This is a genomic window from Streptococcus suis, assembly GCF_002964045.1.
Taxonomy (GTDB): Bacteria; Bacillota; Bacilli; order Lactobacillales; family Streptococcaceae; genus Streptococcus; species Streptococcus suis_U.
On the sequence record NZ_POPB01000103.1, the window covers coordinates 1 to 285 of the forward strand.

Below are 285 nucleotides of genomic sequence, written 5' to 3' on the forward strand. Positions count from 1 at the left end.
GTATTTATTTCGATTCTCCTATCGGGAAGTTTATTCGTTTACAATACGCCAATTATGGATACACCAGATGAGAATGTTCATTATGCAAGAGCTCTCTATCTTAGTGATGGACATCTCTACGTTCCTGAAAAGTTAGAACAGAGCAAAATTGCAGATGATATTATAGATGTTGAAGCTGTATTTAAACAACCGCTTGTATTGACCGATTTAGAAGATGAAGAGGTTGCAGAAGAGAAAGTCACATATTCTGGGATTGTAAAAACAAATGGATATGCTTTTATTTCT

The 285-nt window shown here is 34.7% G+C and carries 1 pseudogene; it reads left to right on the forward strand.

Going from position 1 to position 285, the window contains the following annotated elements:
* Nucleotides 1-54 precede the first annotated feature (54 nt).
* Nucleotides 55-285: pseudogene (locus C1E99_RS00435) on the forward strand (hypothetical protein); the annotation flags it as partial.